This is a genomic window from Mesorhizobium sp. WSM4906 (assembly GCF_029674625.1).
Lineage (GTDB): Bacteria > Pseudomonadota > Alphaproteobacteria > Rhizobiales > Rhizobiaceae > Mesorhizobium.
In genome coordinates this window covers 2,695,941-2,720,416 of sequence record NZ_CP121355.1, presented here as the reverse complement: position 1 = coordinate 2,720,416, position 24,476 = coordinate 2,695,941, and the positions used below count along the sequence as shown (strand labels likewise).

The 24,476-nt window shown below is 64.6% G+C and carries 26 protein-coding genes; 14 read left to right on the top strand and 12 right to left on the bottom strand.

All coding sequences use genetic code 11. From position 1 onward, the window contains the following. Positions 1 to 161: 161 nt before the first annotated feature. The 3 genes from corA to QAZ22_RS12930 all read left to right on the top strand — a co-directional run bounded on the left by corA (position 162) and on the right by QAZ22_RS12930 (position 2,195). A complete protein-coding gene (gene corA, locus QAZ22_RS12940; RefSeq protein WP_278207156.1) occupies positions 162 to 1,136 on the top strand; it encodes a magnesium/cobalt transporter CorA in 975 nt (324 codons plus the stop codon). Between the two features lie 130 nt (positions 1,137 to 1,266). Then, entirely contained in the window at positions 1,267 to 1,728 is a 462-nt protein-coding gene (locus tag QAZ22_RS12935; RefSeq protein ID WP_278207155.1) for a MaoC family dehydratase, read from the top strand. After that, on the top strand, positions 1,725 to 2,195 hold the full coding sequence (locus QAZ22_RS12930) for a MaoC family dehydratase (protein ID WP_278207154.1): 471 nt from the start codon (positions 1,725 to 1,727) through the stop codon (positions 2,193 to 2,195). Before QAZ22_RS12935 ends, QAZ22_RS12930 begins: the two co-directional genes overlap by 4 nt. A gap of 159 nt (positions 2,196 to 2,354) precedes the next feature. Here QAZ22_RS12930 and QAZ22_RS12925 read toward each other — a convergent pair whose 3' ends face one another. From QAZ22_RS12925 to petA, 4 genes are all read right to left on the bottom strand, one after another. Then, complete coding sequence (locus QAZ22_RS12925) at positions 2,355 to 2,900, bottom strand: adenine phosphoribosyltransferase (RefSeq protein ID WP_278207153.1); 546 nt, start codon at positions 2,898 to 2,900, stop codon at positions 2,355 to 2,357. Positions 2,901 to 2,997: 97 nt separating this feature from the next. After that, positions 2,998 to 3,855, bottom strand: coding sequence for a cytochrome c1 (locus QAZ22_RS12920; RefSeq protein ID WP_278207152.1), 858 nt, complete (start codon positions 3,853 to 3,855; stop codon positions 2,998 to 3,000). Between the two features lie 29 nt (positions 3,856 to 3,884). Beyond that, the gene (locus QAZ22_RS12915; RefSeq protein ID WP_278207151.1) at positions 3,885 to 5,189 is read right to left on the bottom strand and encodes a cytochrome b N-terminal domain-containing protein; all 1,305 of its coding nucleotides are present in this window, start codon (positions 5,187 to 5,189) and stop codon (positions 3,885 to 3,887) included. Positions 5,190 to 5,205: 16 nt separating this feature from the next. Next, positions 5,206 to 5,766: a ubiquinol-cytochrome c reductase iron-sulfur subunit gene (petA, locus tag QAZ22_RS12910; protein ID WP_278207150.1), complete on the bottom strand. Its 561-nt coding sequence runs from the start codon at positions 5,764 to 5,766 to the stop codon at positions 5,206 to 5,208. A 312-nt stretch (positions 5,767 to 6,078) separates the two neighbouring features. Between petA and QAZ22_RS12905 the strand changes: the two genes are divergently transcribed. After that, positions 6,079 to 6,423 (top strand): cupin domain-containing protein, encoded by a 345-nt coding sequence (locus tag QAZ22_RS12905; protein ID WP_278207831.1) that lies wholly within the window; start codon positions 6,079 to 6,081, stop codon positions 6,421 to 6,423. 46 nt (positions 6,424 to 6,469) lie between these two features. Here QAZ22_RS12905 and QAZ22_RS12900 read toward each other — a convergent pair whose 3' ends face one another. Genes QAZ22_RS12900 through QAZ22_RS12885 form a run of 4 tightly spaced genes read right to left on the bottom strand, consistent with a single transcriptional unit; the run spans position 6,470 to position 11,008 of the window. After that, positions 6,470 to 6,781 (bottom strand): DUF6665 family protein, encoded by a 312-nt coding sequence (locus QAZ22_RS12900; RefSeq protein WP_278207149.1) that lies wholly within the window; start codon positions 6,779 to 6,781, stop codon positions 6,470 to 6,472. A gap of 9 nt (positions 6,782 to 6,790) precedes the next feature. Beyond that, positions 6,791 to 8,674 carry an ABC transporter ATP-binding protein gene (locus QAZ22_RS12895; RefSeq protein ID WP_278207148.1) on the bottom strand — a complete coding sequence of 628 codons (1,884 nt, stop codon included), beginning with the start codon at positions 8,672 to 8,674 and terminating at the stop codon, positions 6,791 to 6,793. Next, on the bottom strand, positions 8,671 to 10,566 hold the full coding sequence (locus tag QAZ22_RS12890; RefSeq protein WP_278207147.1) for an ABC transporter ATP-binding protein: 1,896 nt from the start codon (positions 10,564 to 10,566) through the stop codon (positions 8,671 to 8,673). The genes QAZ22_RS12895 and QAZ22_RS12890 overlap by 4 nt, the downstream gene beginning before the upstream one ends. Before the next feature lie 25 nt (positions 10,567 to 10,591). Next, positions 10,592 to 11,008: a hypothetical protein gene (locus QAZ22_RS12885; RefSeq protein ID WP_278207146.1), complete on the bottom strand. Its 417-nt coding sequence runs from the start codon at positions 11,006 to 11,008 to the stop codon at positions 10,592 to 10,594. 484 nt (positions 11,009 to 11,492) lie between these two features. Here QAZ22_RS12885 and QAZ22_RS12880 point away from each other — a divergent pair, with 484 nt between their 5' ends. Next, positions 11,493 to 11,951 (top strand): tRNA (cytidine(34)-2'-O)-methyltransferase, encoded by a 459-nt coding sequence (locus QAZ22_RS12880; RefSeq protein ID WP_278207145.1) that lies wholly within the window; start codon positions 11,493 to 11,495, stop codon positions 11,949 to 11,951. Positions 11,952 to 12,201: 250 nt separating this feature from the next. Continuing rightward, positions 12,202 to 12,645, top strand: coding sequence for a redox-sensitive transcriptional activator SoxR (gene soxR / locus QAZ22_RS12875; protein WP_278207830.1), 444 nt, complete (start codon positions 12,202 to 12,204; stop codon positions 12,643 to 12,645). Positions 12,646 to 12,653: 8 nt separating this feature from the next. On the opposite strand, the gene QAZ22_RS12870 is transcribed toward soxR, so the two are convergent. Then, the gene (locus QAZ22_RS12870; protein WP_278207144.1) at positions 12,654 to 12,911 is read right to left on the bottom strand and encodes a hypothetical protein; all 258 of its coding nucleotides are present in this window, start codon (positions 12,909 to 12,911) and stop codon (positions 12,654 to 12,656) included. Positions 12,912 to 13,031: 120 nt separating this feature from the next. Between QAZ22_RS12870 and hemF the strand changes: the two genes are divergently transcribed. The 5 genes from hemF (at position 13,032) to QAZ22_RS12845 (ending at position 16,963) form a co-directional block, all read left to right on the top strand. Then, on the top strand, positions 13,032 to 13,946 hold the full coding sequence (gene hemF / locus QAZ22_RS12865) for an oxygen-dependent coproporphyrinogen oxidase (RefSeq protein ID WP_278207143.1): 915 nt from the start codon (positions 13,032 to 13,034) through the stop codon (positions 13,944 to 13,946). A 243-nt stretch (positions 13,947 to 14,189) separates the two neighbouring features. Beyond that, positions 14,190 to 14,450: a DUF1344 domain-containing protein gene (locus QAZ22_RS12860; RefSeq protein WP_278207142.1), complete on the top strand. Its 261-nt coding sequence runs from the start codon at positions 14,190 to 14,192 to the stop codon at positions 14,448 to 14,450. Between the two features lie 391 nt (positions 14,451 to 14,841). Then, on the top strand, positions 14,842 to 15,027 hold the full coding sequence (locus QAZ22_RS12855; RefSeq protein WP_059188453.1) for a DUF1059 domain-containing protein: 186 nt from the start codon (positions 14,842 to 14,844) through the stop codon (positions 15,025 to 15,027). Between the two features lie 168 nt (positions 15,028 to 15,195). Continuing rightward, positions 15,196 to 15,876: a hypothetical protein gene (locus tag QAZ22_RS12850; protein WP_278207141.1), complete on the top strand. Its 681-nt coding sequence runs from the start codon at positions 15,196 to 15,198 to the stop codon at positions 15,874 to 15,876. 103 nt (positions 15,877 to 15,979) lie between these two features. Further along, complete coding sequence (locus QAZ22_RS12845; RefSeq protein WP_278207140.1) at positions 15,980 to 16,963, top strand: S8 family serine peptidase; 984 nt, start codon at positions 15,980 to 15,982, stop codon at positions 16,961 to 16,963. 27 nt (positions 16,964 to 16,990) lie between these two features. Here QAZ22_RS12845 and QAZ22_RS12840 read toward each other — a convergent pair whose 3' ends face one another. Genes QAZ22_RS12840 through QAZ22_RS12830 form a run of 3 tightly spaced genes read right to left on the bottom strand, consistent with a single transcriptional unit; the run spans position 16,991 to position 19,517 of the window. After that, a complete protein-coding gene (locus tag QAZ22_RS12840; protein WP_278207139.1) occupies positions 16,991 to 18,259 on the bottom strand; it encodes a CCA tRNA nucleotidyltransferase in 1,269 nt (422 codons plus the stop codon). Beyond that, positions 18,256 to 18,888, bottom strand: coding sequence for a CoA pyrophosphatase (locus tag QAZ22_RS12835; protein ID WP_278207829.1), 633 nt, complete (start codon positions 18,886 to 18,888; stop codon positions 18,256 to 18,258). The genes QAZ22_RS12840 and QAZ22_RS12835 overlap by 4 nt, the downstream gene beginning before the upstream one ends. Continuing rightward, positions 18,888 to 19,517 carry a DUF1285 domain-containing protein gene (locus QAZ22_RS12830; protein WP_278207828.1) on the bottom strand — a complete coding sequence of 210 codons (630 nt, stop codon included), beginning with the start codon at positions 19,515 to 19,517 and terminating at the stop codon, positions 18,888 to 18,890. The genes QAZ22_RS12835 and QAZ22_RS12830 overlap by 1 nt, the downstream gene beginning before the upstream one ends. Before the next feature lie 145 nt (positions 19,518 to 19,662). Here QAZ22_RS12830 and QAZ22_RS12825 point away from each other — a divergent pair, with 145 nt between their 5' ends. Genes QAZ22_RS12825 through QAZ22_RS12815 form a run of 3 tightly spaced genes read left to right on the top strand, consistent with a single transcriptional unit; the run spans position 19,663 to position 24,475 of the window. After that, on the top strand, positions 19,663 to 20,667 hold the full coding sequence (locus QAZ22_RS12825; RefSeq protein ID WP_278207138.1) for a MoxR family ATPase: 1,005 nt from the start codon (positions 19,663 to 19,665) through the stop codon (positions 20,665 to 20,667). Continuing rightward, positions 20,667 to 21,662 (top strand): DUF58 domain-containing protein, encoded by a 996-nt coding sequence (locus QAZ22_RS12820; protein ID WP_278207137.1) that lies wholly within the window; start codon positions 20,667 to 20,669, stop codon positions 21,660 to 21,662. The genes QAZ22_RS12825 and QAZ22_RS12820 overlap by 1 nt, the downstream gene beginning before the upstream one ends. Continuing rightward, complete coding sequence (locus tag QAZ22_RS12815) at positions 21,659 to 24,475, top strand: DUF4159 domain-containing protein (RefSeq protein WP_278207136.1); 2,817 nt, start codon at positions 21,659 to 21,661, stop codon at positions 24,473 to 24,475. The genes QAZ22_RS12820 and QAZ22_RS12815 overlap by 4 nt, the downstream gene beginning before the upstream one ends. Position 24,476 lies beyond the last annotated feature (1 nt).

Here is a 24,476-nt window from a genome sequence, read left to right as displayed (position 1 = left end):
CGCCGTTGCTGGCGTCGGCCATGCCCTCCGGCCTGCGGAGGCACCTGTCTTGACCTTGTGATGCAGCGGGGCTAAGCGGCCCGTGCCGACGGCCGTGAAGCCCCTGCATCCTGACGGCGCTTCGAACGAAATCTCTTTGGTCCAGCAAGGGAGACCCGGCGATGATCAAGGCCTTCGTCGTGGACAATGATCGCCTGCGCGTCACCGACGATCTCGCCACGGATGGTGACAGGGTCGTCTGGGCCGATCTCTTCAATCCGACCAAGGACGAAGAGGCCACCATCGAAAGCTGGCTGGGCATTGCCATCCCTACCCGCGAGGAGATGGAGGAGATCGAGATCTCGAGCCGCCTCTATGTCGAGGACGGCGGCTACTTCATGACCGCCGTGCTGCCGGCGCAGACCGAGGTCGACGAGCCGCTGATGTCGCCGGTGACCTTCGCGCTCGCCGGCAACCGGCTGATCACCATCCGCTATCACGAGCCCAAGGCCTTCAAGACCTTCCCGCTGCGCGCCGAAAAGGTGGCGACCGGCTGCACCAGCGGCGACACCATCCTGATCGGCCTGCTGGAAGCGATCGTCGACCGTCTCGCCGACATCCTCGAGCGCGCCGGCCGCGATGTCGAGGCGATCTCGCGCGACATTTTCGAGGCGCGCTCGACCAAGGCCTCGAAACGCAACCGCGATTTCCAGGAGCTGTTGAAAGGCATCGGCCGCAAGGAGGACCTTGCTTCCTCCGTCCGCGACAGCCTGATCTCGCTGCAGCGTCTGGCCGGCTTTCTCGCCCATGTCGCGGCCCAGACCAAGATGAGCAAGGACGTGCGGGCCCGCATCAAGACTCTGTCGCGCGACGTGCTGTCGCTTGCCGACCACGCCACCTTCCTGTCGCAGAAGATCTCCTTCCTGCTCGATGCCACGCTCGGCATGATCTCGATCGAGCAGAACGCCATCATCAAGATCTTCTCGGTCGCCGCCGTCATCTTCCTGCCGCCGACGCTGGTCGCCTCGATCTACGGCATGAATTTCGACATCATCCCCGAGCTCAAATGGGAGTTCGGCTACCCCTTCGCCATCGGCCTGATGGTGGTCTCCGCGATCCTGCCCTTCTGGTATTTCCGCCGGCGCGGCTGGCTCTGACACGTCCGGCCGGAACAACTGGCTCACCAGAAAGGACTTGACCAAATTGGCTCGGGCCTTCATCCGGGATGCCCGACCTTGGGGATCACGCGTTCGTCAACCGGATTGCCGACATGACCGGAAAGACATCATGACCGGAAAGACCTGGGCCTATGAGGATTTCGTCGAGGGCGCCTCGCTCGACCTTGGCAGCAAGCATGTGAGCGCGGCCGAGATCGTCGAATTCGCCAGCGAATTCGATGCCCAGCCGATGCATCTCGACGAGGAGGCCGGCAAGGCCAGCATCCTGGGCGGCCTTTCGGCTTCGGGCTGGCACACCTGCGCTATGTTCATGCGCATGCTATGCGACGCCTTCCTGCTCGATTCGACCTCGCAAGGCTCGCCGGGCATCGAGCATGTGAAATGGAAGAAGCCGGTTCTGGCCGGCGACCGGCTTACCGGCAAGGTCACCGTGCTGTCCAAGCGCCAGTCCAAATCGAGGCCTCAGCTCGGGCTCGTCAGCATGCGCAGCGAGCTCTTCAATCAGCGCGGCGAATGCGTCTTCGAGCTCGAGAACACCGGCATGTTCCTGACCCGCGAGGCCGTCGCGTGACCCTGGACGAGTATTTCCTCATCGGCGAGACCGTCACCCTCGGCTCGCATAAGTTCGGCGCGGAAGAGATCAAGGCGTTTGCCCGCAAATACGATCCGCAGGTCTTCCATGTCGACGAGGAGGCGGCGAAGAAGAGCGTGCTTGGCGGTCTCTGCGCCTCCGGCTGGCACACCGCCGCCACCTGGATGAAATACAATCTCGAAAAGCGCATGGAGACCGAGGGCGTGCGCTGGACCGGCCCCGGTCCGCAGCCCGAATTCGGCCCCTCGCCCGGCTTCCGCAATCTCAAATGGCTGAAACCGGTCTATGCCGGCGAGACAGTGACCTTCACCCGCACGGCTCTTGCCCACCGTCCCCTTGCCGGGCGCCCCGGCTGGAGCCTGCTCACGCTGCGCTCGGAAGGCTTCGATTCGACCGGCGACAAGGTCATCGAGTTCGACAGCGCCGTGCTGGTGAAGGTGGAGTAGTGCCTCTTCCTTCTCCCCTTGTGGGAGAAGGTGTCGCCGAAGGCGACGGATGAGGGGTGTTCCAGGGAATGCTAACGTCTCATTCCTTCCAACACCCCTCATCCGTCTCGGCGCTGCGCGCCGATCCACCTTCTCCCACAAGGGGAGAAGGAAGACCGCTCAATGCCCCTCGAAGCCGATCAGCGTCCTGACCGGCACGCCGAGCGCTTCCAGCTTCCGGCGTCCGCCGAGATCCGGCAGGTCGATGACGAAGCAGGCGGCGACGATGTCGGCGCCGATCTGCCTGAGCAGCTTCACCGCCGCTTCCGCCGTGCCTCCGGTGGCTATCAGATCGTCAACCACGATCACCTTCTCGCCCTGCGAGACACCGTCCTTGTGCATCTCCATCTCGTCCAGCCCGTATTCCAGGCTGTAGGCGACGCGCACCGTTTCGTAGGGCAGCTTGCCCTTCTTGCGGATCGGCACGAACCCTGCCGAAAGCTGATGCGCTACGGCGCCGCCCAGGATGAAGCCGCGCGCCTCGATGCCGGCGATCTTGTCGATCTTCAGCCCCGCGTAGGGATGCACCAGCTCATCGATGGCGCGGCGAAAGGCGCGCGCGTCACTCAGCAGCGTGGTGATGTCGCGAAACAGGATCCCGGGTTTGGGGTAATCCGGAATGGTGCGGATGGCCGCAAGCAGCGTGTCTTCGAGGGAGGATTTCATGGGCGGTTGATCCGTTGCCGCACAGTTTTGCCGGCAAGTGGCCGAAAAGAAAAGGGCGCCTTTCGGCGCCCGCGCTTTTTTCTGGAAGGCAGACGCTTCAGTGCGCCACGTCGGCCCACACCTTGCGCTTGGTCATGTAGACCAGGGCGCCGAACAGAAGCAGGAACACCAGCACGCGGAAGCCGGTCTTCTTGCGCTCCTCGAGGTGAGGCTCGGCGGCCCACATCAGGAAGGCCGACACGTCGCGGGCATACTGGTCGACCGTCTGCGGCGAGCCGTCGTCATAGGTCACCTGGCCGTCCGAGAGCGGCTTCGGCATCTTCAGCGACACGCCGGACAGGAAGTACGGATTGTAGTGCGTGCCTTCCGGGATCACCATGCCGGCCGGCGGCGTCTGGTCGTAGCCGGTCAGGAGCGAATGGATGTAGTCCGGGCCGCCCTGCGCATACTGCGTGAAGATGTCGAAGATGAAGCGCGGGAAGCCGCGCTCGACGCCGCGCGCCTTGGCGAGCAGCGACATGTCGGGCGGCGCGGCGCCGCCATTGGCGGCAGCAGCGGCCTGCTCGTTCGGGAACGGTGCCGGGAAATGGTCCGACGGCTTGCCCGGGCGGTCGAACATGTCGCCGGCATCGTTCGGGCCGTCATGGATGGTGTATTCGGCGGCAAGCGTCTTGATCTGCGCATCCGAGTAGCCGAGGCCTTCCAGCGTGCGGAACGCCACCAGATTCATCGAGTGGCAGGCCGAGCAGACTTCCTTGTAGACCTTGAGGCCGCGCTGCAGCTGGGCCTTGTCGTAGGTGCCGAACGGGCCGGCGAAGCTCCAGCTCATTTCCTTCGGCTCGTTGATCGGGAAATGCGTCGGCGCGGCTTCGGCGTGACCCTCCTGGGCCATGGCGGCTCCAACGCCTGCCGCCAGAAAGCCGAGCACCGCCAGCGAGGTGAGAATCTTCTTCATGCCAAATCCCCTTGGATTCTCTTTATCGCTCAGCCCTTGGTTTCCGGCGCCATAACCGCGCCCGCCGGATGTCCGCCAGCTCCCTTGTTCTTCTTTTCCAGCACCGCCTCGGTGATCGAGTTCGGCAGGCGGCGCGGCGTCTCGATCAGGCCGAGCACCGGCATGATGACCAGGAAGAAGGCGAAGTAGAACAGCGTCGCCATCTGCGCCATGAACACGTAGCTGCCTTCCGCCGGCTGCGAGCCCAGCCATCCAAGCAGGATGGCGTCGGCCACGAACAGCCAGAAGAACAGCTTGTACCAGGGCCGGTAGACCGCCGAGCGCACCTTGGAGGTGTCGAGCCACGGCACCAGGAACAGCATGGCGATGGCGCCGAACATGCACAGCACGCCGCCGAGCTTGGAATTGATCGGCCCGATGTTGAAGGTGATGGCGCGCAGGATCGCGTAGAACGGCAGGAAGTACCATTCCGGAACGATGTGGGCCGGCGTCTTCAGCGGGTTGGCGACCGTGTAGTTGTCCGGGTGGCCGAGATAGTTCGGCAGGTAGAAGACGAAGTAGGCGAAGAGGAACAGGAACACGATCATGCCGAACGCGTCCTTGATGGTGGCGTAAGGCGTGAAGGCGACCGTGTCGGTCTTCGACTTCACCTCGATGCCGGTCGGGTTCGACTGGCCGACGACATGCAGCGCCCAGATGTGCAGCACGACGACGCCGGCGATCATGAACGGCAAGAGGTAATGCAGCGCGAAGAAGCGGTTCAGCGTCGGGTTGTCGACGGCGAAACCGCCAAGCAGCAGTTCCTGGATCCAGTTGCCGACCAGCGGAATGGCGCTGAAGAAGCCGGTAATGACGGTGGCGCCCCAGAAGCTCATCTGTCCCCAAGGCAGCACATAGCCCATGAAGCCGGTGGCCATCATCAGCAGATAGATGATGCAGCCGAGGATCCACAGCAGCTCGCGCGGTGCCTTGTAGGAGCCGTAGAACAGCCCGCGGAAGATGTGGATATAGACGGCGACGAAGAAGAACGAGGCGCCGTTGGAATGGAGATAGCGCAAGAGCCATCCTGAGTTCACGTCACGCATGATCTTCTCGACCGAATCGAAGGCGAGATTGGTATCGGACGTGTAGTGCATGGCCAGCACGATGCCGGTCAGGATCTGCGCGGCCAGCATGATCGACAGAATGCCGCCGAACGTCCACATGTAGTTGAGGTTGCGCGGCACCGGGTAGGCGACGAAGCTGTCATAGATCAGCCGCGGCAGCGGCATGCGGGCGTCGAACCAGCGTTCGATGCCGGTCTTCGGCGTGTAGGTGGAGTGTCCCTCGCTCATCGAAATATCCCCTGCCTCAGCCGATGCGGATCTTGGTGTCGGAAATGAACTGGTAGACCGGGATCGCCATGTTCTCGGGTGCCGGGCCTTTGCGGATGCGGCCGGCGGTGTCGTACTGCGAACCGTGGCACGGGCAGAACCAGCCGCCGAAATCGCCTTCCTGGCCGAGCGGGATGCAGCCGAGATGGGTGCAGACCTGCACCATCACCATCCAGGCTTCCTTGCCGGGCGTGGCGCGGTTGGCGTCGGTCGCCGGCGCGTCTGAGGGCAGGTTGGCGTTGCGTGCGATCGGGTCCTTGAGGTCGTTGAGGCTGACCGCCTCACCGTCCTTCATTTCCTTCTCGGTGCGGTTGCGTACCACGACCGGCTTGCCGCGCCACTTGACGACCAGCGAACTGCCGGGCTGCAGCGAGGAGACGTCGACCTCGACCGAGGCCAGTGCCAGCGTCGAGGCGTCCGGGCGCATCTGGTCGATGAACGGCCAGGCGACGGCCCCTGCGCCGACCACACCGGCCATGCCTGTGGCGATATAGAGAAAATCGCGACGGTTGGGATCGTGGATTTCGGTTGCGCTCACGGGTGCCTGATCCTTTCGCCTCTTTCCGTGCCGGCGGCCGAGCCTTGTCCCCGCTCAATCGCGCCGGCCCGACAGCGCATGGCGAACAGGCTAGCGAATTCCTCCGGCATTTGGAGTTCGGTTTATGCGTGAAGCCTGTTTTTGTCCAGACGGGTGGAGGCACAAGGGCAGATTGTCGCGGGTATGCGGCGCGGCCCGGCCGGACGCTTCGCCGGCGGACCGCCGGACGCGGCAAAACAGCGGAAAATCGCGGCCGAAACCGAGCCAAGCTTCGCCTCGACATCGGCCGCTGGCACCGTCTATTCTCCAGCCATGGCGCATGTCATCGACCGCGACAAATGGGCGGACTCCCCGGACCGCTGGCAAGGCGAGCTGCAATGCGGCGCCTTCGGCTCCAGAAGCTGCCTGATCTTCAACTACGTGCCGGATATCGGCGGCGGCCCGCGCCTGCACAAGCATCCCTATGCGGAGATCTTCATCATCCGCTCCGGCACCGGCCTGTTCACGGTCGGCGATCGGCAGATCGAGGCCTCGGCCGGCCAGATTCTCATCGTGCCGCCCGACACGCCGCACAAATTCACCAATCTCGGTCCCGGTCCGCTCGAGACCACGGACATCCACGAGAACGGCAGCTTCATCACCGAATGGCTGGAGTGATCCGGCCGCTCGATAGGGCCAGACCTGTCCCTGGATCGATTGCCGCCTAGCTGGCCCCGAGCCTGACCAGCACCGCCCTCGGGATGTCGTATTCGCGGATCACGGCGTCATGCTTGCGCAGCCCGCAGAGCTCGCGCTGGATGAAATAGCCATGGACGGCTTCCGCTGCCTCTTTGAGCAGCCGGTTGCGATCCCCGCCCTCGCCGCTCGCGCGCAGCTTTGCCAGCGTCTCCTCGACGCGCTGGCCGGCGCGGCCGAGGGCGGCCGCCTTTTCGGCGAGGATTTCGTGGCCGAGCAGGTCGAGCGCGTTGTCCTGCGCGCCGCTTCGTCCGAAATTGGTGGGCATTCTGACCGACATGGCTGCGTTCTACTCCGCTGGCCGCGTCTCTTCCAGCACGCTTTCCTCATTGAACAGGAAGCCGCCGGACTGCCGCTTCCAGAGCCGCGCATAAAGACCGTCGAGCGCCACCAGCTCGTCATGCGTGCCCTCTTCGACGATGCGGCCGCCGTCGAGCACGACCAGCCGGTCGAGCGCGGCGATGGTGGAGAGCCGGTGGGCGATGGCGATGACGGTCTTGTCCTCCATCAGCCTTACCAGGTTTTCCTGGATCGCCGCCTCGATGTCGGAATCGAGCGCCGAGGTCGCCTCGTCGAGGATGAGGATTGGCGCATCCTTGAGGAAGAGGCGGGCGATCGCCACGCGCTGGCGCTGGCCGCCGGAGAGCTTGACGCCGCGCTCGCCGACATAGGCCTCGTAACCGGCCCGCTGGCGATTGTCGCGCAAGCCCATGATGAAGTCGTGCGCTTCGGCCTTGCGCGCCGCGGCGATCACCTCGGCATCCGTCGCGTCCGGCATGCCGAGCTTGATGTTGTCGCGCAGCGAGCGATGGAACAGCGCCGTATCCTGGCTGACCACGCCGATATTGGCGCGCAGCGAATTCTGCGTCACCCCGGCGATATCCTGGCCGTCGATCGATATCTTGCCGCCCTCGAGGTCGTAGAGGCGCAGGATGAGATTGGCTAAAGTCGTCTTGCCGGCTCCCGACGGACCGACCAGCCCGACCTTCTCGCCCGGCCGCACGACGAGATCGATGCCATCCAGGACCCCTGCCCCCTTGCCGTAGTGGAAGGCGACGTTCTTGAGATCGATGCGGCCTCCCGCAACCACCAGCTCCTTGGCGCCGGGGGCGTCGGTCAGGCCGAGCGGCTGCGAGATCAGCGCCTTGGAATTCTCCAGCACGCCGAGATTCCTGAGGATGCTGTTGAGCTGCATCATCACCCGACCGAGCAGCATGTTGAGCCGCAGGACGAGAGAAAGCGTGAAAGCGACGGCGCCGACAGTGATCGAGCCTTCCACCCAGAGATAGACGGCAAGGACCGCAATCGACGTGATCATGATGCCCGAAAGCGTCGTCAGCGCCATGCGCACGCCGGTCAGCCGGCGCGTGAACGGCCGCAGCGCGTCGAGATAGATGCCGAAGCCGCTGCGGATATAGCGGTCGTCGCCGTCGGCGGCGAACAGCTTCAGCGTCTGCACGTTGGAATAGGAATCGACGATTCGGCCGGTGATCATCGAGCCGGCCTCGGCGGTCGCCTCGGCATGTTTGCGGATCGCCGGCAAGTAGAGCCTGGCCAGCCAGGCGAAGGCGGCGATCCATGTCACCACCAGCACCGCCAGCCGGAGGTCGAGACTAGCTACCAACGCCAGCGTCGTCACCGTGTAGACGATCATGAACCAGACGACTTCGATGAAGCTCTCCATCAGGTCGCCGGTTGCCTGCCCCGCCTGCCAGACCTTGGTGGCGATGCGCCCGGCGAAATCGTTCTGGAAGAAGGCGTAGGACTGGCGCGAGACATGCCTGTGCGCCTGCCAGCGCACCAGGCTGTAGAAGCCCGGCGTGATCGTCTGCTCGTCGACGAGCGCCGAAAGGCCGACCACCAGCGTGCGTATGATCAGCACCACCGCGCCCATGAACAGAAGCTCTGGCCCGGCGGCGGCCCAAAGCGCGTGCCAGCTGCGTTCGCCGGGAAGCTGGTCGAGGATATCGACCAGTCGCCCGACGAAGTAGAACAGTCCAGCCTCGACCAGCGGCGCGATGCCGCCGATGATCAGCATGGCGAAGAAGGCGAGCTTCGCCTGTCCGACATAGTGCCAAAGAAAGCCGCGGACGCTGGCAGGTGGCCGAAGATTCGCGGGCTCGCGGAACGGGTAGACCCAGCTTTCGAACCAGCGATAGACGGCCTTCATCATTCCGCGGCTTCACCCTTGGCAGTAAGGTCACTGGCGACCGTATCGTTGGCGGCCTCGGCAGGCGCGTCGTCGAGCAGGAAGCCGCCCGACTGGCGCTGCCAGAGCTGGGCGTAAAGCCCGCCCTTGGCGACGAGCTCCTCGTGGGACCCTTCCTCGATGACGCGGCCCTTGTCCATGACGACGAGCCTGTCCATCGCAGCGATGGTCGAAAGCCGATGTGCGATGGCAATCACGGTCTTGCCCTGCATCAACTTGTAGAGGTTCTCCTGGATCGCCGCCTCTGCTTCCGAATCGAGCGCCGACGTCGCCTCATCGAGGATGAGGATCGGCGCGTCCTTCAGCATAACGCGGGCAATGGCGATGCGCTGCCGCTGGCCGCCGGACAATTTGACGCCCCGGTCGCCGACATGGGCGTCGAAACCCTTGCGGCCGTTGTGGTCCGAAAGCCCTTCGATAAAATCGAGCGCCTCCGCCCGCCGCGCCGCCTCGAGCAGCATTTCGTCCGTCGCGTCGGGTCGGCCGTAGAGGATGTTCTCCCGCACCGACCGGTGCAGCAGCGAGGTGTCCTGCGTCACCATGCCGATCTGCGCGCGCAGCGAATCCTGCTTCACCCCGGCGATCTCCTGGCCGTCGATAAGGATCCGGCCGCCTTCCAGGTCGTAGAAGCGCAGCAAGAGGTTGACCAGCGTCGACTTGCCGGCGCCGGAGCGGCCGACTATGCCGACCTTCTCGCCGGGCTGCACGGCGAGCGACAGGTTCTCGATGACGCCCTTCTGCTTGCCGTAATGGAAGCGGATGTCCTCGAAGCGGATCTCGCCCTGGCTGACGGCGATGTCCTTGGCGCCCGGCCTGTCCTCGACCAGTCGCGGCAGCGAGATCGACTGGATGCCGTCCTGCACCGTGCCGATGTTCTCGAACAGGCCCGACATCTCCCACATGATCCACTGCGACATGCCCCACATCCTGAGCACCAGGCCTATCACCACGGCGACGGCGCCGATCGTCACCGCATCGGCGAGCCACAGCCACAGCGAGATCGCCGTGACGGTGAACAAAAGCAGCGAATTCAGGATGTAGAGCAGGCCGTAGAGCACCGTCACCAGGCGCATCGAGCGGTAGACGGTATCGAGGAAGCCCGCCATGCCTTCCCGAGCGAAGGCCGCCTCGCGGCGCGCGTGGGAGAACAGCTTCACCGTCTGGATGTTGGCATAGCTATCGACGACGCGGCCGGTCATGGTCGAACGTGCATTGGCCTGTTCCTCACCGACCTTGCCGAGCCGCGGAATAAAATACCGCAGCAGCGCGATATAGCCGATCAGCCATACACCCAAGGGTGCGGCCAGCCGCATGTCGGCCGAGCCGACGATGAACAGCATGCCAAGGAAGTAGACGATGACGTAGTTGAGGACGTCTATAACCTTCATGACGCAGTCGCGCACGGCGAGCGCGGTCTGCATCAGCTTGGTGGCGATGCGGCCGGCGAACTCATCCTGGTAGAAAGCCATCGACTGTTTCAGCAGGTAGCGATGCACCTGCCAGCGGATGCGCATCGGGTAGTTGCCCATCATCGTCTGCTGATTGAACAACGAACGCACCCAGACCGTGCCGGGCAGCGCAAACAGCACGATGAAAGCCATGCCGGCCAGCTTCCAGCTCTCGGTCTGCAGGAAGGTTTCCCGGTTCTGCGCCGACAGCCAGTCGACGATGCGGCCCATGAAACCGAACATCCACACTTCGGTGATGGCGATCGCCGCCACCAGCACTGCATCCACGGCGATGTAGGGCCAGACGCCGCGCGTGTAGTGCACGCAAAAGGCAACCAGCGTCTTCGGCGGCTCGACCGGCTCTGCGGCGGGAAACGGATCGAGCCTCTTTTCAAACCAGCGGAACATTCCAGGCACTCGACTGTCCATGCGCTCACGCGGCACGGGATTGATGGGGTAGGTTCATCGGCCGCGCGGCGCCGCGGGCCGGCGATACGGACTCATCCGTATCGCCGGCCCTGCTTCGCGCAATATAGGGTGTCGCGGGCTTTTCGCCGACAGGCTCGCCAGAGGATCCTGACGGTCCCGAATTTCCCGACGAAAAGCTGTCGCCGGGCCGCGTTTTGCCGGCTGGCCGGAACATCCTCGCGATGCGGCGCACCAGCGAAGGCAGGCCGGGATCGGGCACGGCGCGCGAGAAATCGACATCCGGCAGCATGCCGCGATGCGGCCGCCGGCGCGTCTCGGCATGCACCGCCGACGAATAGGTCTCGCCGATCAGCAGCGCCCAGGTCGCCATCTTGCGCTCGTGCAGGCTTCTCGAGCCGGGTATTCTGAATGGATCGAACATCGGGCCGTCCTCCATGTGCAAATGCGTTAAAAAGGGTGATACGAACTCGACCTCCGGCATTCGGCCGGAGGCGCGAAATGTGTCGATCGGGACGTGGCAGCAAGCGTCGGTCCGGACACGACGGCTAGCGTCGGTCTCGACACGGTCTGGCGGGGCGCGGCGCCCCTTTGGCAGTTTGAAAAACATCGCAAGATTCCTTCGAAAGCCGAAAACTGGTTCGGCGGGAATCGGCGCGATGAGGTCTTAAAGTGTCAGAAGAATCGTCGTACCGAAACCGCCGCTGGGCATACTGGAGCCCCGAAGAGGAGCTGCCCGCAAAGGAGCTGGAAGTGCATGGTCATCATGTGGTCCCCCTCCTTCGGTTCGGGTTGACGATGGGCGGCTTATACTCGACTTCGCAGAAAATGGCCACCCGCCAGTCCAGAAATCGCCAAAAGCTGGAGCGGCCTGTGGCCGATATGCCACTTATTAGAAGGATGCGGAAATGAACGACCGTCTCCGCATCGCGCTCTACCAGCCGGATATCGCCGGCAACACCGGCACAATCCTGCGCTTCGCCGCCTGCCTTGATCTCGGCGTCGACATCATCGAGCCGGCCGGTTTCCCGCTCTCCGACCGGGCGCTGAAACGGGCCGGCATGGACTATCTCGAAATGGCGGCGCTTGCCCGCCATGCCGACTGGCACGCCTTCGAGGAATGGCGCCAGACGAATGCGCGCCGCCTGGTGCTGCTCACCACCAAGGCCACGGCCGCCTATACGGAGTTTGCTTTTGCCGCCGGCGACATTCTTCTGTTCGGCCGCGAATCCGCCGGCGCGCCGGAAGAGGTTCACCAGGCGGCGGACGCGCGACTGACCATTCCGATGCGGCAAGGCGCGCGCAGCATCAACGTCGCCTTGTCCGTCGCGATGGTCGCTGGCGAAGCACTTCGCCAGATCGGCTAAAGCAATTCCAGGAAAAGTGCGAAGCGGTTTTCCGTTCGGAATTGCGTCAAAACAAAAAGCTGGAGCGATTCTGCGTTTCCTTGAAACGATGAACCGCTCCTGCATCGTCAGCCCTTCCTCGCCGGCGCGGATCGCCTCCGCTCCTGCCGTCATTCTCACCCAGGCGCACATCGCCTTCTCCTGCATTTGCCCGATCAACGCTTCTTCGCTACAAGCTCAACCTAACTTGAGGTCAAGCGGAAAGTGCGAGATGGCTCCGGTACGGGAATTGACGGTCGGCCAGGTGGCAATGCGCAGCGGCGTGGCGGTGTCGGCGCTCCACTTCTACGAGGCGCGCGGACTGATCCGCAGCCATCGCACGGCGGGCAACCAACGGCGCTATAGCCGCGACGTGCTGAGACGGGTGGCGATCATCCGCGTCGCCCAGGAGGTCGGCATCTCGCTCGCCGAGATCGCCGCGGCTTTCCGGTCGCTGCCCGAGGGCCGAACGCCGACTCGCGAGGATTGGAATCTGCTTTCAACGGCTTGGCGAGACGGGCTCGATCACAAGATCAGCCAGTTGAAGAAGCTGCGCGACGGACTCACCGACTGTATCGGCTGCGGCTGCATGTCGATCGACAAGTGTCCGCTCCGAAACAAGGAAGACCGGCTGGCCAGGGAGGGCACTGGAGCCAGACGGCTGCTGGTGCCCTGACAATTTGCTCAATCCGCCGCCGGCAGCCGCCGCATGGTGAATTCTATGACGTCGCCTGGGCGTTCGAACCAGCTTTCGATCTCTGTCCAGTAGGCCTGCTTGGGGAAGCGTTCGAACCATTCCTTCGCCTTGAGGCGCGCGGCGGGGCGCGGCAGCACGAAGGTCTCGCGCAGGAATCCGTCGCGCGGCGCTCCTTCACGCTCGGCCCGCGAGCGCTCCAGCCTCTTCCTCAAGCCATCCAGCGGCGGTCTTGCCGGGGTGCGCATGAAGGAACTCCCTTGCACCTTGGTCAGACGGGACTTGACCCTTCCCTTTAAGAGATTAGGGATCGCGCGCAGAAAAAACGAGTCATTTGTCGGGCAAGCAAGCCCGGACTGGAGACGGAATTGGAACGACCCGACATTGCGGTGGGCCTGCCGGACGACATCGAACAGAAGAAGATGAAGGCCCGCCTCTGGTTCGAGGCGCTGCGCGAGCGCATCTGCGCCACATTCGAGCAGATCGAACAGGAACTCACCGGACCGCAATCATCCTGGTCGCCCGGGCATTTCGAGAAGACTGCCTGGGAGCGCGACGAGGGCAAAGGCGGCGGCGGCACGATGTCGATGATGCGCGGCCGCGTCTTCGAGAAGGTCGGCGTGCACACATCGACCGTCTACGGCGAATTCTCTCCCGAATTCCGCAAGCAGATCCCCGGCGCCGAGGAGGATCCGCGCTTCTGGGCGAGCGGCATTTCGCTGATCGCCCACCCCTGGAATCCCAACGTGCCGGCCGTGCACATGAACACGCGCATGGTCGTGACCACGCGCCATTGGTTCGGCGGAGGCGCCGACCTGACGCCGGTGCTCGACCGTCGCCGCAACCAGGACGACCCTGATACGCTGGCCTTCCATCGCGCCATGCAGTTCGCCTGCGAGAAGAACGCCGCCGTGGCCGACTATCCGAAATTCAAGGCGTGGTGCGACGAGTACTTCTTCCTGCCGCACCGCAACGAGGCGCGCGGCATCGGCGGCATCTTTTTCGACTGGCTGCATTCGGGCGAGGATAAGGGCGGCTGGAACGCCGACTTCAATTTCGTCCAGGACGTCGGGCGTTCTTTCCTCGTCGTCTATTCCCACCTGGTGCGGGGCAATTTCAACCAGAACTGGACCGATGGCGACCGCGACGAACAGCTCATCCGGCGCGGCCGCTACGTCGAATTCAATTTGCTTCACGATCGCGGCACCATCTTCGGCCTGAAGACCGGCGGCAATGTCGCCTCGATCCTCTCCAGCCTGCCGCCGGAGGTAAAATGGCCGTAACAATCCGGTGAGCGAGGCGCTGGCCGCATTGAGGTCCCATTCGCCGAATCTTGGCGTGCAATGTGGCGGCGCCGATTTCTTTTTCGTCTAATATCCTTTTGAAAAAATTGATCTATTTAAGGTTGCCGGGCCGGGAAGCGCCGGCGGTTCGTCTCCCATGGGCCGCGACCCGACGCGACCGGACGGCCCTGATCAAGAGGGCGCCTTTCCCATACGGGTGCCCGCATTCCAGGAGAGCATGCCATGCGCAAGCTTATCGTGACGGCAGCAGCCGCTGCCTTTATCGCCTCCGGTGGCGCCGCGTTCGCCGCGGTCAAGCACACCACGGGCACGGTCAAGAGCTTTGACGGAACGGCCATGAGCCTTGTTCTGGACAATGGATCGACCTTCACCCTGTCGAAGGCCTTCAAGGATCCGGGCATCAAGCCGGGCGAGAAGGTTCGCGTTTCCTGGGATATGAGCGGCAAGAACAAGATTGCCGAGGCCGTCAAGATCATGAAGTGACGGCCTGCGGCCTTGGCAAGATCATGAAGTGATGGCTCGCGCGGATCAATGCATGTCGCCCAAAGTGCGCAGCGGTTTTGGGAGAACGACATGCATCGAAACAAGGACTTGCAGCGTGTCGCTTGAATCCGCTTGAGCGCGACGCGGCCTAAGCAAGATCGAGCAGCAAGGAGGCGGAGCAGCACTGCTCCGCCTTTTTGGGTTTCAGCGCTTCGTCCGGCCGCTCCGGACGGCACGACTCTTGATGCAACCGAAGTCGGCGACATGTGTTATGGTTATCCACTTGAGCAATTCCAGGGAAAGTGCCCAGCGGTTTCCATGCGGGATTGCGTAAAAACAATAACTGGAGTGGTCAGAGCCGAACCGCTCCGCAGCGAGGAAAGGAAAACCCATGAAGGAATTCCAATGCGGGACACTCGTTCCAGGCTGTGACTGGCACACGCGCGCCGAGGAGGAAGCGGAGGTCATGCGCCGTGCCGTCGAGCACATGCGCGAGACCCACGGCGAAACCATCATCCGCGAGACCATGATCGAGGCGATCCGCTCCCGCATCCAGAAGGTCCGCGACGCGGCCTGAGGCATCCCTTCGCGGATTTCGAACGACCACCAACAGGGACGGCGAGCGGGATGCAGCATTCGGGCGCATCTCGCTCTATTTGCGTCCCGGCCGCCAACGATGGTCGGCTTCTCTGAATTCAAGCAAAACTTATATTCGTATCGGCTTAGATAACCCCGCGGTAACGGTATGCATGCGATCGTCGCGCGCATGATCCGGTCACAGGCGGCTGTGCGAGGAGCCGTCGCCACCTGGCGCTGGCCGGGTCTGGTGGGACGAGGTGCCTCGCGCATGCGCGAAAGATCCGACAATCGAAGCGGTTCCCGCGCAGCGGCGCTCCTGTTTTGCGCGTTCCTCGGCGCATCACCGGCGGCCGCTCAGGAAATGACCACGTCGCTCGTCGATATCCACCAGGGCTCGCCGCTCAGCGAGCGCGCGAGAGGGCTCGGCAATGGCGGCTACGAGCTGCAGGACGGAAGCTGGGTCTCGTTCAATCGGTGGTACCATGCCAATTGGGTCGACATGCATGTCGATTTTCTCACGCAGCTTACCGAAAACAGCGGCATTCTGTGGGGCTTTGGGACCGGCGAACAAGCGGAGAAATACCGCATAGCGCCGAGCCTCAAACTCGGTTTTCTCACCCAGACTCATCCGAGCCTGAACAGCACGCTGTCCCTTTCTGTTACCTCGACCTTCGGCGGCAAGCTGACCGAAAAGCCTTGCGTGGCCGACTACGGGGACCTGGGCACCTACAGCGTCAACTGCCGGCTCGCGGCCGGCGAGACGGCGCCTGAGGAAACGCTGAAATATCTGGTTAACGCTACACCCGAAAGGCTGCGCCTGTGGCTCAACTACCGTGTTACTTTCTGATCGCCGGGATGCCGTGCATGAGAAATCTTCCTGCTCCCGAACCTGGCGACCGTCCGTTCTCGTTCCTGCCATCCTCGTTTTCTGTCTGACCGGGAGTAAGACCATGTCTGGTAATTTCTGGAAATTCGGCATTGCCGCGGCTCTCGTCCTTCTGCCGGCATCGATGGCGTCAGCGCAGGAAGCTCCCGACGCGGAAGAGACGGCTGCGCTGTGCCACGGCGGCGCGTCCATATGCGTAAGCGCAAAGATCCCGGTCGTGAAGGCAACGACTCAGGCGGTACAGAGCTGGATGAGCCCCGATATCGGCGCCGCATGGGCCGCCGGCTACAAGGGCCAGGGCGTCACCATCACCGTCGTCGACGACTTCAGCAGTTCATCGCGCTTCTCAGGCAATTTCGGCATCGGCACGCAATACCAGCGGCACGGTGAGTGGACGCGCGAGGAAGCCAGCATGATCGCTCCCTCGGCGACCATACGCTCCAAGGATTTCTCGACAGGCTCGGCCGTCTCGCTGGCAAGCGGTCGGAACGTGCTCAACCTCAGCTACGGCATGTATGCCAGCGCCGGCTACAGCGTGAACCAGATCGGGTGGGCTCCGGAGGAGAAGTCGATCATCTCTTACGCCACCTGGGGATCGGCCGTCGTCTCGAAGGCGGCCGGCAACGACTCGGTCGCCGTCGGCGGCGTCACGGGCGGCCAGCAGGATTATCTCGATCTCGCCCTGATCGGCAAACCGACAGCGATCTTTGTCGGCGCGCTGTCGACAAACGGCACGACATCCAACAAGGCTCAGCTTGCCTGGTATTCCAACTATGCCGGCTCCAACACCGCCGTGCAGAGCCACTTCCTCGTGGTCGGCGTCGAAGGAAATAAGACCGGGCTTTACGGCACGTCCTTCGCTGCGCCCATCATCTCGGGATACGCCGCGATCATCGGCAGCAAATTCACCAGCGCGACACCGGTTCAGATCACCAACGACCTGCTCAACACGGCCCGCACCGACACGCTGGTCAATTACAACCCAGCCGTCTACGGTAAGGGCGAGGCAAGCCTATCGCGCGCCCTGGCCCCTGTGGCGATCCATTGACCGGCACCGATCGACCGGCCAATCGATTTAACCCTCGAGAGCCTTCGCGGCGCGTTCGAGCAGCGCGCCGCGATCCAGGATGAAGCCGGAATCCGCCCATTCCTTCTCGAGTTCTTTCAGCGTGGCGCCAAGCTTCGGGCCGGGCGACGCGCCGAGTTCGGTCAGGTCGGCGCCCTTGATCGGAAAGGTCGGCTTTTCCCATTTCAGGGCGAAGCCGAGCAGGCGCGAGAAGCCGCCGGCTTCCACCATGGCCTGATTGTCCTCGACGGCGCGTGTCCGCGCGGCGGCGAGAGCGAGCCGCAGCCGATCGAGGAAGCCTTGGCGATCACCGAAATAGAGCTTTTTCGAAAGTTCCGTCTCGGTGGTCTTGGGCTCCGGCGAAGCCGTCAGCGCCCATTGCTTGAGCCGTTCGCCCTCGCCGGTCGAAAATCTCAGCCTTTCGGCAAGTATCTTCATGCGCGCGGCATCCGGCGGAACCATTGCCTCCAGTCTGAGCAGTGGATCGGCTGCCCAGCCGAGATCCTTTTCGGTCCTGACCAGCCCGTGGATGGCGTCGATGCCCCACTTCTCGCTCTCCGGCAGCACGGCGGTGAGAACGCCGGCCTGGCGCATCCACAGCAGGGCGCGCGAGGGATCGGGTGCCGAAAGCAGCTTCTTCAATTCGGACCAGACGCGCTCGGCCGAAAGCCTGCCGAGCCCGTCCTTCAGCCTGGCGCAGGCCTTCAGACCCTCGGCATCGGGCCGGCCGTCGCCATACCAGGCAAAGAAGCGGAAGAAGCGCAGGATGCGCAGATAGTCCTCGCGGATACGCGCTTCCGCCTCGCCGATGAAGCGCAGCCGCCGTGCCTCGATGTCGGCGACGCCGCCGACCAGGTCGACGACGGTCCCGTCGGCCTCGGCATAGAGCGCGTTGATCGTGAAGTCGCGCCGTTCGGCGTCAAGTTTCCAGTCACGCCCGAAGGTCACTTTCGCCCGCCGGCCGTCGGTCTCGATATCGGCCCTGAGCGTCGTGACCTCATAGACCTTGCCGCCAGCGATCGCCGTGACGGTGCCATGCTCGATCCCCGTCGGCACCGTCTTGAAGCCGGCAGCCTCGGCGCGGCGGACCGTTTCCTCTGGCAGGGTCGTCGCGGCGACGTCGATATCGGCGACCGGCTGGCCGATCAGCGCATTGCGCACCGCCCCGCCGGCCACGCGCGCCTCCTCGCCGCCCTCCTTCAGCGCGGCAAGCAGCTTCTGCAGATGCTTTTCGCCGAGCCAGTCGGCGCGGCCTGTAAGAGACACCTCGGCGCTCACGCATAGAGCCTTTCATAGAGCGTGCGGATGATGCCGGCGGTGACACCCCAGATGCGCTGTCCGCCATAGGGCATCTCGTAGAAGAACCATTCGAGGTCGTTCCACATGCGGCTGTCGCGCGCGTGGTTGAAGGGGTCCATCAGGAAGCGCAGCGGCACTTCGAAGGCGGCGTCGACCTCGTCGGCATTGAGCGTCAGCGAAAAGCCCGGCCGCACCACGGAAAGCACCGGCACGATGCGATAGCCGCTGCCCGAGATATAGTCGGGCATCCGGCCGATGATTTCGATGTGGCCGCGGTCGAGGCCGATCTCCTCGAATGTCTCGCGCAGCGCGGTGGCCTCGGGGCCAGGATCGGTCGGATCGATGGTGCCGCCGGGAAAAGCCACCTGGCCGGAATGGCTGCGCAGTCGCTCGGCGCGCTTGGTAAGCAGCACGGTCGCGCCATCGGCGTGATCGATGACCGGGATCAGCACCGCGGCGTCGCGCAGCGGCTTTATGTGCTTCAATCTAGGGTGGCCGGGATTGAAGCGGTGATCGCCGAACTCGTCGCCCGGCAGCACCTTTGCCTGCGCCGCGGCACGGGCGCGGAAATCCGCGATAGAGAACGGCACCGGCGACACCTGGTCCATCACGCGCTGAGCCGCTCGAGTTTTTCGGCCGGCATGATCGGATAGATCTCGCCGCCGGAGCGGACGGCGAACATCGCCTTGCCGTCGATGTCGATCTTTTCGCCATGTTCGACCAGCTCATACATCACCGGTCGCGCCACCAAGGCCTCCAGCCTCCCACGCACCAGCACATAGGGTTTGAGCCCACCGGTCGCGTCCTCGTCGACGAAGCGAAGCGGATGGCCGGGCCCGGCGGTGACGACGTCGCCGACATTGGTGCGGAAGGTGATGACCTGCTCGTCGCCTCTCCCCGACACGTTCATCTCGACGGCGACGAAGGGCGCGTCGGCGACGCGGATCCCCACTCGCTCCACCGGTGTCACCAGATAGGTTTTGCCGTCGGCGTCCTTGCGCAAGACGCTGGAAAACAGCTGCACCAGCGGCATGCGCCCGATCGGCGTGCCGAGATAGAACCAGGTTCCGTCGGCCTTGATCTCCATATCGAGATCGCCGCAGAAGTCCGGATTCCAGCGTTCCACGGGGGCTGGTCCCTTGCCGGCCCGCGCCGCTCGCGAGATCAGCACTTCCAGCCCACGCGCCTCCGTGGCGCCGGTCAGGCTCTGCTCGCTATGTCCGGAATGATCGGTCATGGTCACGAAATAGTCACTGTTGTTTCGCTTGTCAGCCTAAGTCTGTGATTTAAGTTCAATCGCAGGCGCCAGGCGAGGCCGAATCGCGGCATTCTGCGACTTTGAGAGTGCAGGCCGGTGTTTCCAACCACAAGGATCGAACGGCATGAGCGTGATGATCAAGGAAAGTCCGTTGAGCGACAAGGCGATGATCGAGGAAGCCGAGAAGGCGCTGGCCGACATCTCGAAGGTCCGCGACGCCGTAGGCCGCGTGATTTTCGGCCAGGAAGCCGTCGTCGAGCGCACGCTGGTGGCGCTGCTTGCCGGCGGCCACGCGCTGCTCGTCGGTGTGCCGGGCCTCGCCAAGACCAAGCTCGTCGAGACGCTTGGCATCGTGCTCGGCCTCGATTCCCGCCGCGTCCAGTTCACGCCCGACCTGATGCCGTCCGATATCCTCGGCTCGGAAGTGATGGAGCAGGACGAGTTCGGCAAGCGCTCTTTCCGCTTCATTTCCGGGCCGATCTTCACCCAGCTTCTGATGGCGGACGAGATCAACCGCGCCTCGCCGCGCACCCAGTCCGCGCTGCTGCAGTCGATGCAGGAATACCACGTCACCATCGCCGGCGCCCGCTACGATCTGCCTTCGCCCTTCCATGTGCTGGCGACACAGAATCCGTTGGAGCAGGAAGGCACCTATCCGCTGCCGGAGGCGCAGCTCGACCGCTTCCTGATGCAGGTCGACATCCTTTACCCGGATATCGAGGCCGAACGCCGCATCCTGCTCGAAACCACCGGTGTCGAGGAGGCCAAGGCCGACAACGTTCTGCAGCCGTCGAGGCTGAAGGAAATCCAGACGCTGATCCGCCGCATGCCGGTGCCGGAAAGCGTCGTCGAGGCGATCCTCAGGCTGGTGCGCTCGGCCCGCCCGGGTCAGGGCGATGCCGACACCGACAAGCACGTCGCCTGGGGTCCGGGTCCCCGCGCCAGCCAGGCGCTGACACTGTGCGCCCGGGCGCGCGCCCTATATGATGGAAGATTGGCGCCGTCGGTCGACGATATCCGTGCGTTGGCCGAGCCGGTGCTGCAGCATCGTATGGCGCTGACTTTCGCTGCCCGCGCCGAAGGCACCTCCGTGCGCGACGTGGTGGCGAAACTGGCAAAAGGCATCTGATGGGTCGAATAGGCGAGGTCCAGGCACCGGTTGCGACGCGTGACGCGCTCGCCCGTGGCCGGCTGCGGGCCTCTTTGGTGCCGGACCTGCTGGTCGAGGCGCGCCGCATCGTCAACACGGTGATCGCCGGCTGGCACGGCCGCCGCAAGCGCGGCATCGGCGAGAATTTCTGGCAGTTCCGCCCCTATGTCGAGGGCGATTCCTCGCGCATCGACTGGCGTCGCTCGGCGCGTGACGACCACACCTACGTGCGCGACCGCGAGTGGGAGGCGGCTCATACCGTCTGGCTCTGGTCCGACCCCTCCCCCTCCATGCTCTACAAGTCGGCAGGGGCCGGCGTTTCCAAGGAGTCGCGCGCGCTGGTGCTGGCGCTTGCCCTGGCCGAGCTTCTGTCGCGCAGCGGCGAGCGCATCGCCTGGCCTGGCCTCACCGACCCGTTCACCGCCCGCAACGGCGCCGAACGCATCGCGGCCCAGCTCAGCCATGCCGGCGAGCTGCCGGCCAAGCCTGATCTCTCGGCCATCCGCCGCTTCTGCGACATCGTCATCGTCAGCGATTTCCTCGATCCGGTCGAGGAGACGGTGGCATGGCTCGACGTGCTCGCACGCCACGGCGTGCGCGCGCATTTGATCGAGGTCGCCGACCCGGCCGAGGAAACCTTTCCCTATGCCGGCCGCACCGAATTCACCGATCCCGAGACCGGCGACAAGCTGACCGCCGGCCGCGCCGAGACGCTTAAGGACGAATACCGCCTGCTCTACAGCGCCCGCCGCCAGGAGCTGGCCGGCTGGTGCAAGCGCCTCGGCTGGAGTTTCACCGTCAACCACACCGACCGCCTCGCTTCCGAAGCGCTCGTACGCGTCCACATGGCGATGACCGCCGATAGCAGCCGTCCAGGGCTGATTGTTGGCGGCAGTCGTGCAGGGTTGACTGCCGGCGGCGGTTATACTGGGCTGACCGCCAGCGGCGCTCATGCCGGAAAGGCGGTCGGATGAGCTGGCTGCCGCTTTCCTTCGGCGCGCCGATGGTGCTGTGGGGTCTGCTGGCCCTGCCGGTTATCTGGTGGCTGCTGAGGCTGACGCCACCCCGGCCGCAGACCGAGGTCTTTCCGCCGCTGCGGATCCTCGCCCGCGTCCTGAGACGCGAGGAGACGCCGCATCAGAGCCCCTGGTGGTTGACGCTGCTGCGCCTGCTGATGGCCGCCCTTGTCGTCACCGCGCTCGCCGAGCCGGTTTTCAATCCGCGCGAAAAGCTGCCGGCGGAAGGCTCGGCTCTGGCGCTGGTCATCGACAATGACTGGGCAAGCGCGGCCGACTGGGGCAAGCGGGTCGCCACCGCCGAGCGGCTGATCGCCGATGCCGGCTCGAACGGCGTGCCGGTCGTCATCGCCTTCACCGCCGAGAAGCCGAATGCCGAGATCGGCCCCTTCGATGCGTCGGCCGCGCTCGACCGCCTGCGCGCGGCAAAGCCGCGCCCGGTCCCGACCGACCGTCCCGCCGTCTATGCCCGCGTCGCCGCAGCGTTGGAGCGCCTGCCGGGCGCCAGTGTCGCCGTCCTTGCCGATGGCCTTGCCGCCAATGGCGATGAAGCGGCGTTCAAGACGCTTCTGGAAAAAAACGCCTCACGGCTGGTTTGGGCCACGTCCGACCGGCTTTCGCTGACCGGCCTGATCGGCGCCGACAACCAGGTCGACGGCTTCGCGCTGACCGCTATCCGCGCGCCCGGCGATCCGGCGCCGGCCCAGGTCACCGCCGGCGCCTTCGACGACAAGGGCCGCCGCATCGCCGACGCGACGCTGACCTTCGCGCCGGGTCAAACCACGGCCACGGGGGCGATGACAGTGCCCTTCGAGCTGCGCAACGACTTCGCCTCGGTCGCGCTCGACGGCGCGCACCAGGCCGGGGCCGTGCGCGTGCTCGACGAAAGCTCCAAGCGCCGCCGCGTCGGACTGCTGTCGCAGGCCGAGGCAGACCAGGCGCAGCCGCTGCTTTCGCCGCTCTACTACATTCGCCGCGCCCTGCAGCCCTTCGCCGATCTGGTCGAACCGTCGAGCGCCGATCTGGCCGACGCCATCCCGCAGCTTCTCGACCAGAAGCCGGCGATGATCATCATGGCCGATGTCGGCAACATTCCCGAACAGGTCCGGCAACGGCTGGTCGACTGGGTGAACAATGGCGGCACGCTGGTGCGCTTTGCCGGTTCAAGGCTGGCCGCCGCCGGCAATGACGACGACCTCCTGCCGGTCCGGCTGCGCAGCGGCGAACGCGCGCTGGGCGGCGCGTTGTCCTGGACGACGCCGCAGCAGGTCACCGAATTCCCGAAGAATGGCCCCTTCGCCGATCTCGCGCCGCCGACCGAGGTGACGGTCAGCCGGCAGGTGCTGGCCGAACCCACGCCCGACATCGTCGAGCGCACCTGGGCGACGCTTGCCGACGGCACGCCGCTGGTCACGGGCATGAAGAAGGACAAGGGCACGCTGGTGCTCTTCCACATCACGCCTGAGGCGACCTGGTCGAACCTGCCGATCTCAGGCAGCTTCGTCGAGATGCTGAGACGCGTCGTGCAATTGTCGCGCAACCAGGGCGCCGCGGTCGCCAATGCCGAGGCCGCCGCCGCGTCATTGGCGCCCTATCGCATGATCGGCGCCGACGGCACGCTGGTGCCGCCGACGCCGGACGCGCGGCCGCTGGTGCCGGGCGCCGGCCCGTTGCCGGTGACACTGGAAAACCCGCCGGGGCTATACGGCTCGGAGACGGGCGTCTTCGCCCACAACCTGCTCAACGCCTCGAGCACCTTCACGCCGCTCGCTCAGCCGCAGGTTTCGCTGCCGGTGAGCGCCATCCCCTATGCCTTCGACGAATCGGAGAACCTGAAGGGCCCGCTGGTCACGGCGGCCCTCCTTTTGATGGTGCTCGACACGCTTGCCGTCTTATGGATGGGCGGGCTCTTGTCGCGCCGGCCGCGCCGAGCCGCAGCGACCGCTGCTGCCGTGCTGATCGTGTTCGGCGGTCTCTTCGGCCATGCTGATCTTGCCCGTGCCGACGATTCGAAGCCCAGTGATTCCCAGGCGATCGAGGACATTTCGAAAACCCGCATCGCCTATGTCATCACCGGCGAGCCCGGCGTCGATTCGATCAGCCGCGCCGGCCTCGAAGGCCTAACCCGCTTCCTGGTCGAGAAGACGGCGCTGGAGCCCGGCCCGCCGGCTGGCGTCGACATCTCCAAGGACGAGCTGACCTTCTATCCGCTGATCTATTGGCCGATCGACGCCACCGCGCCGATGCCCAGCGAAGCCGCGATCGCTCGCATCGACGCCTATATGCAGCAAGGCGGCACGGTTCTCTTCGACACGCGCGACCAGTTCTCCAACGGCATCGGCGCCGGCTCGGCAAGCCCGGCCACGGAGCGGTTGCGCGATATCCTCGCCAATCTCAACGTACCGCCGCTGGAGCCGGTGCCGTCGGACCATGTGCTGACGAAATCCTTCTTCATCCTTCCCGAGTTTCCCGGCCGCTTCAACGGCAGCCCGCTCTGGGTCGAGACCTCGCTCGATGCCAGCAACACCGAGAACCGTCCGGTGCGCACCGGCGACGGCGTGTCGCCGATCATGATCACCGGCAACGATTTCGCCGGCGCCTGGGCGGTGGACGAAAACGGCGATCCGATGCTGCCGACCGTGCCGCCGGATCCGATGCAGCGCGTCTATGCGCTCCGCGCCGGCGTCAACATCATGATGTACATGCTGACCGGCAACTACAAATCCGACCAGGTGCACGTGCCAGTGCTGCTCGAACGGCTGGGGCAGTAGC

Coding starts and splice junctions, on each gene's coding strand:
- soxR (WP_278207830.1), top strand. CDS start 12,202: ATGGCTCCGGTACGGGAATTGACGGTCGGCCAGGTGGCAATGCGCAGC.
- QAZ22_RS12935 (WP_278207155.1), top strand. CDS start 1,267: ATGACCGGAAAGACCTGGGCCTATGAGGATTTCGTCGAGGGCGCCTCG.
- QAZ22_RS12900 (WP_278207149.1), bottom strand. CDS start 6,781: ATGTCGGTCAGAATGCCCACCAATTTCGGACGAAGCGGCGCGCAGGAC.
- QAZ22_RS12925 (WP_278207153.1), bottom strand. CDS start 2,900: ATGAAATCCTCCCTCGAAGACACGCTGCTTGCGGCCATCCGCACCATT.
- QAZ22_RS12835 (WP_278207829.1), bottom strand. CDS start 18,888: ATGGACCAGGTGTCGCCGGTGCCGTTCTCTATCGCGGATTTCCGCGCC.
- QAZ22_RS12890 (WP_278207147.1), bottom strand. CDS start 10,566: ATGTTCCGCTGGTTTGAAAAGAGGCTCGATCCGTTTCCCGCCGCAGAG.
- QAZ22_RS12915 (WP_278207151.1), bottom strand. CDS start 5,189: ATGAGCGAGGGACACTCCACCTACACGCCGAAGACCGGCATCGAACGC.
- QAZ22_RS12880 (WP_278207145.1), top strand. CDS start 11,493: ATGAACGACCGTCTCCGCATCGCGCTCTACCAGCCGGATATCGCCGGC.
- corA (WP_278207156.1), top strand. CDS start 162: ATGATCAAGGCCTTCGTCGTGGACAATGATCGCCTGCGCGTCACCGAC.
- QAZ22_RS12895 (WP_278207148.1), bottom strand. CDS start 8,674: ATGATGAAGGCCGTCTATCGCTGGTTCGAAAGCTGGGTCTACCCGTTC.
- QAZ22_RS12885 (WP_278207146.1), bottom strand. CDS start 11,008: ATGTTCGATCCATTCAGAATACCCGGCTCGAGAAGCCTGCACGAGCGC.
- QAZ22_RS12815 (WP_278207136.1), top strand. CDS start 21,659: ATGAGCTGGCTGCCGCTTTCCTTCGGCGCGCCGATGGTGCTGTGGGGT.
- QAZ22_RS12855 (WP_059188453.1), top strand. CDS start 14,842: ATGAAGGAATTCCAATGCGGGACACTCGTTCCAGGCTGTGACTGGCAC.
- QAZ22_RS12850 (WP_278207141.1), top strand. CDS start 15,196: ATGCATGCGATCGTCGCGCGCATGATCCGGTCACAGGCGGCTGTGCGA.
- QAZ22_RS12820 (WP_278207137.1), top strand. CDS start 20,667: ATGGGTCGAATAGGCGAGGTCCAGGCACCGGTTGCGACGCGTGACGCG.
- QAZ22_RS12860 (WP_278207142.1), top strand. CDS start 14,190: ATGCGCAAGCTTATCGTGACGGCAGCAGCCGCTGCCTTTATCGCCTCC.
- QAZ22_RS12825 (WP_278207138.1), top strand. CDS start 19,663: ATGAGCGTGATGATCAAGGAAAGTCCGTTGAGCGACAAGGCGATGATC.
- QAZ22_RS12905 (WP_278207831.1), top strand. CDS start 6,079: ATGGCGCATGTCATCGACCGCGACAAATGGGCGGACTCCCCGGACCGC.
- QAZ22_RS12830 (WP_278207828.1), bottom strand. CDS start 19,517: ATGACCGATCATTCCGGACATAGCGAGCAGAGCCTGACCGGCGCCACG.
- QAZ22_RS12845 (WP_278207140.1), top strand. CDS start 15,980: ATGTCTGGTAATTTCTGGAAATTCGGCATTGCCGCGGCTCTCGTCCTT.
- QAZ22_RS12920 (WP_278207152.1), bottom strand. CDS start 3,855: ATGAAGAAGATTCTCACCTCGCTGGCGGTGCTCGGCTTTCTGGCGGCA.
- QAZ22_RS12870 (WP_278207144.1), bottom strand. CDS start 12,911: ATGCGCACCCCGGCAAGACCGCCGCTGGATGGCTTGAGGAAGAGGCTG.